6 protein-coding genes are annotated in these 5,068 nt (G+C 68.0%); all 6 read left to right on the top strand.

What is annotated here, in order from left to right; translation table 11 throughout:
* Positions 1 to 534: Bug family tripartite tricarboxylate transporter substrate binding protein (locus tag ACIQ67_RS19445; protein WP_397536025.1), on the top strand; the 534-nt coding region annotated here is incomplete at its 5' end.
* 11 nt (positions 535 to 545) lie between these two features.
* On the top strand, positions 546 to 1,418 hold the full coding sequence (locus tag ACIQ67_RS19440; RefSeq protein ID WP_397536024.1) for a transporter substrate-binding domain-containing protein: 873 nt from the start codon (positions 546 to 548) through the stop codon (positions 1,416 to 1,418).
* Between the two features lie 36 nt (positions 1,419 to 1,454).
* Positions 1,455 to 2,438: a Bug family tripartite tricarboxylate transporter substrate binding protein gene (locus ACIQ67_RS19435; RefSeq protein ID WP_397536023.1), complete on the top strand. Its 984-nt coding sequence runs from the start codon at positions 1,455 to 1,457 to the stop codon at positions 2,436 to 2,438.
* Between the two features lie 24 nt (positions 2,439 to 2,462).
* Complete coding sequence (locus ACIQ67_RS19430) at positions 2,463 to 3,287, top strand: metal-dependent hydrolase (protein ID WP_397536022.1); 825 nt, start codon at positions 2,463 to 2,465, stop codon at positions 3,285 to 3,287.
* A gap of 86 nt (positions 3,288 to 3,373) precedes the next feature.
* Entirely contained in the window at positions 3,374 to 4,447 is a 1,074-nt protein-coding gene (locus tag ACIQ67_RS19425; protein ID WP_397536021.1) for a porin, read from the top strand.
* Between the two features lie 17 nt (positions 4,448 to 4,464).
* Positions 4,465 to 5,068 (top strand): Bug family tripartite tricarboxylate transporter substrate binding protein (locus tag ACIQ67_RS19420; protein WP_397536020.1); only part of this gene is annotated, 604 nt, incomplete at its 3' end.

Genomic DNA, 5,068 nt, shown 5'->3' with positions numbered 1-5,068 from the left:
AAGGCCAGCCCGGGCACCATCACCTATGGTTCGCCCGGCAACGGCGCCACGCCGCACCTGGCCACCGAGCTTCTCGAAAGTGCCGCCGGCATCAAGCTGAACCATGTGCCCTACAAAGGCGGCGCCCAGGCAATGAACGATGTGGTCGCCGGCCACATCCAGCTGGTAGCGGTGAATGCGCTGGAGGTGCTGCCCCATGTGCGCGCCGGCAAGCTGCGCGTGCTCGGGGTGTTCAGCAACAAGCGCTCGGCGCTGTTCCCCGAAGTGCCGACCATTGCCGAGTCGGGTTTCGCGGGCTTCGAGTCCTCGGTCTGGTACGGCCTGATCGGGCCGGCCAGGATGCCGGAGCCCCTGGTGACCCGCCTGCATCAGGAGGTGCAGCGTGCGCTGGCCACGCCCGAGCTGCGCGAGCGCCTGAGCGCCGCCGGCGGCGAGGTGCTGCCGGGATCGCGCGCGATGTTTGCCGAGCTGGTGGCGAGCGAGAAGCTGCGCTACGAGCGCCTGATCCGCGCCGCGCAGATCAAGCCCGACTGAGGCACCCAGCGATGAAGACAAGCCTCTTCAGCCCGCAGCGGCGGCTGATCGCTGCGCTGCTGGCCAGCACGTTCGTTGCCGGCTGTGGCACGCCACCGGCGAGCGGGGCTGGATCAGCAGCAGCAGCGCCGGCAGCGGCACCAGCGCCGGAGGCCGTGCGGCACAGCCTGGCGCCCAGCGGCACGCTGCGCGTCGGCGTCTATCCCGGCAGCCCGACTTCGCTGGTGCTGCAGGACGGACAGGAGCGCGGCCTCACGGTCGAGCTGGGTCAGGAACTGGCCCGTCAGATCGGCCGCCCGGTGCAGCTGCAGCGCTACCAGCGCGTCGCCCAGGTGGTGGACGCGGTGCAGCGCGGCGAGGTCGACATGACGATCACCAATGCCACCGCCGCGCGTGCCGCGCTGGTGGACTTCAGCCCGCCCGTGGTCCGACTGGGCCTGGGCCTGCTGGTGCTGCCGGCCAGCCCGATCCAACGCCTGGGCGATATGGACCGGCCCGGCATGCGCATCGGCGTCAGCGAAGGCAGCAGTTCACAGGCTGCATTGGGCCGGCAACTGAAGCAGGCACGCCTGGTAGCAGCGCCCTCGCTGAAGGAAGCGGCCGAGATGCTGCGCGCCGGCAGCCTGGACGCTTTAGCCACCAACCAGGCCATCCTGTTCGAGATGGCTGATGGCGTGGCCGGTGCGCGCGTGCTGGATGAGCGCTGGGGTCAGGAAACGCTGGCTATCGCCGTGCCCAAGGGCCGCGCCGAAGTCCTTCCATGGCTGGGCGAGTTCGTGCAATGGGCCAGCCGCGCAGGGCGCGTCGAGCAGGCGGCTCGGCGCGCCGGACTGCGCGGCACGCTGCCGCCCGAGACCGCCGAGCCGCGCCCGACCCGGCCCTGATCGATGAACAACAAGCAATCCCCTGGAGACGCCCTGATGCCTGACCACCCCGCTTTGAATTCGCTGCGCCGCCAGCTGCTGCTGGCCGCAATCGGCACCGCCGCCCTGCCGACCGCCTGGGCACAGCAAAGCAAGACCCTGCGCGTGATCGTGCCCTTTCCGCCGGGCGGCACCACCGACATCCTGGCGCGCGCCGTTGGCGCCAAGCTGGCGCAGTCGCAGGGTCAGGCCTTACTGATCGATAACAAGCCAGGTGCCGGAGGTTCACTCGGGGCGACCGAAGCTGCCAAGGCCGAGGCCGATGGCAACACATTGCTGATGGGCCACATCGGCACGCTGGCGGTCAACCCTTCGCTGTATCCCAAGCTGGGCTATGACCCGCTAAAGAGCTTCGCGCCGGTGGCCTGGGTGGCCCGCGTGCCCAATGTGCTGGTGGTCAATGCCAATGCGCCGGTGAAGAACTTCAAGGAGTTCCTGGCCTATGCCCGCGCCCGGCCCGGCAAGCTCAGCTATTCCTCGGGCGGCAACGGCAGCGCGGCCCACATCAGCTTCGAGTACCTGAAGCTGAAGACCCAGATTTTCATGCTGCACATTCCCTACCGCGGCACAGCGCCGTCGATCAATGACCTGATCGGCGGCCAGGTGGACGCCACCTTCACCGGCGCGCCCACGGTGCTGACGCATATCCGCTCGGGCAAGCTGCGGGCGCTGGCGGTCTCCAGCCCGCAACGCCTGGCCGCGCTGCCAGATGTACCCACCGTGGCCGAGAGCGGCTACCCCGGCTTCGAGGCCGACCAGTGGTATGGCTTCGTCGCACCGGCCGCCACGCCTACCGCCGTTGTGGCGCGTCTGAATGCCGCCATCAACAAGGCGCTGCAGGACCCGGGTGTGGCGCAGCAGCTCGCCGCCGAAGGCGCCCTCGCGACGCCGACCAGCCCCAAGGCCTATGGCGAGCTGATCGCCAAGGAGATTCCTCGCTGGGCCGAGGTGATCAGGGCCGGCAATGTCAGGCCCGACTGATTTCCCCGCTGAAGGAAGCACGCCATGAATGCACTCAAGACCCTTCTCACTCTGACCCTGGCCGCCGCGGCGGGCTTCGCGTCTGCACAGAGCGCGGCACCGGCCAAGGTCGAAGTCACCTGGCTGGGCCAGGCGGCCTTCAAGATCGTGTCGCCGGGCGGCAAGACCATCATCACCGACCCCTGGCTGCGCATGAACCCGCTGACGCCGCCCGAGTACAAGCAACTCGACAAGCTCGGCAAGGTGGACGTGCTGCTGGTCACGCATGGGCACTGGGACCACTTCGCCGATGCGCCGGCGCTTGCGCTGTTGCACGACACGCCGATCCGCGCGCCCGGTGGCCTGAACCAGTCCGCGACGACGCTGGGCCTGCTGCCCGCCAAGCTGCTGCCGCGCATGAACAAGGGCGGCACGGTAGTGGCCGCACCGGGCATCAAGATCACGGCGGTGCGCGCCGAGCATTCGTCCGAGCTGGTCTGGCGCAACCCGACCACCGACAAGGATGAGACCCATGTGGGCGGCGAAGCGATCGGCTGGATCATCGAGCTGGAGAACGGCTTTCGCATCTACCACGCCGGTGATACCGCGCTGTTCGGCGACATGCGCCTGATCGGCGAGCGCTACAAGCCCGACCTGGCGCTGCTGCCGATTGGAGGCAACTTCACAATGGACCCGGTGGATGCCGCCTATGCCGTGACCGACATGCTCAAGCCGCGCTACGTGATCCCGATGCACTACGGCGCCAACCCGCTGGCCAAGGGCACGCCCAAGGAATTCACCGATGCCCTAGGCACTGGCCACGCGGTGACCGTGATCGTCGCCACGCCGGGTCAGACCCACAGCTTCTAAGCCCCCAACTGCAGCCCAAGCCGCCGGAACGCAAGCCCGGCTGAGCCGCTGCATGCCCTGATGACAACAACGAAGGAGACACACCGATGACAAAGAACTGCACGCGCCGCCTGATCACCTCGGGCAGCAGCGTACTGCTGCTCGCTGCCAGCACCCTTGCCGCAGCACAGACCGCGCCCGCCGCCAGCACTGTGACGGTCTACGGCCTGATCGATGCCGCGATGCGCCAGGCCAACAATGCCAGCGCCAGCCGTGGCACGCTGCGCAGCATGGATGACGGCATCTTCACCGGCAGCCGGCTGGGCTTTCGCGGCCGCGAAGACCTGGGCGGAGGCTTGAGCGCGGTGTTCACGATGGAGTCCGGTTTCGAGCCCGGCAGCGGCACCTCGCTGCAAGGCACGCCCACGGCGGACTACGGCCAGAACCAGGCCAACCCGCGCTTCTGGGGCCGCGAGATCCACATCGGCCTACGCAGCCAGACCTGGGGCCTGACGGCGGGCCGCCAGTACACGCTGGCGCACAGCATCGCGGCGCGCTTCCAGCCGCTGGGCAATCCCAACAGCACCGCGCACTCGTTGTTCAGCAGCCATCACGTCGCACGCCAGGACAATGTGCTGCGCGTGGACCTGCGCGCGGCCGGCATCGAGTTCAGCGCTACCCACACGGCAGGCGAAGTGCCGGGCAGCAGCGCCAACGGTTCTTGGGCCCTCGGTGCCGGCTATGCCACGCCAACGCTGGCACTGGGCGCCTATGTACAGCAGATGGAGAACCTGGCCGGCAACGAGAAGCGCAAGATCATCGGCGCCGGCGGCAACTACAAGCTCAACAGCTCGCTGCAGCTGTTCGGCGGCCTGATGCAGCGCGACTCGGAAGTCAGCGCCCAGGTCAACAAGGCCTGGACCGCCGGACTCAACTACGAGTTGAGCCCCGCCATCACGCTGAGCCTGGCGCATTACAACGACCGCCAGAGCGGCAGCGCGGCGCTGGCCGGCAAGCGGCAGCTCACATGGGTCACGGCCAACTATCGTTTCTCCAAGCGCAGCGATGTCTATGCAGTGCTGGACGAGAACAAGGTAGGCGGCGGCTACGCCAAGCCCGCCTTCATGGGCACCAAGGGCTCGCAGACCGGTATCGTGCTGGGCCTGCGCCACCGTTTCTGATGTAGGAGATTGCACGGATGTTCAAGCCCCCTGTATCGCGCCGCAGCGCGCTGGCCGCACTCGTGCTGGCCGCCTGCACCGGCAGCACCATCGCGCAAGCCAGCTTCCCGGAACGGCCGATCACGCTGCTGGTGCCCTTCGGCGCCGGCGGGATCGCCGACGTGACAGCGCGCGCGGTTGCCGAGTCGATGAGCAAGACGCTCGGCCAGCCCATTGTTGTCGAGAACAAGCCCAGCGCCGGCAGCATCGTGGCCTCGCAGGCCGCGGCCACCGCAAAGCCCGATGGGCACACGCTGCTGCTGATCAGCAATGCCAATGCCGTCAGCGTCAACCTGTTCAAGAAGCTGCCTTATGACGTGCAGAAGGACCTGCTGCCGGTGTCCACCCTGGGCTATTTCGACCTGGGGGTCTTCACCTCGGCGAAGTCACGCTACAGCACGCTGAAGCAGGTGATCGATGCCGGCCGCGCCAGCCCGGGCAAGCTAAGCATAGGCACGATCGCCGTCGGCAGCACCCAGCATCTGGCGGCCAAGCTGTTCGAGGCCGAGGCCGGCATCGACGCGCTGATCGTGCCCTACAAGAGCTCACCGGCGGTGCTGATGGGTCTGCTGGGCGGCGAGA

It is taken from the genome of Roseateles sp. (assembly GCF_044373315.1).
GTDB lineage: Bacteria > Pseudomonadota > Gammaproteobacteria > Burkholderiales > Burkholderiaceae_C > JACDQM01.
Note: the sequence above shows the minus strand (reverse complement) of the source record. Positions and strands in the feature narration are given on the sequence as shown.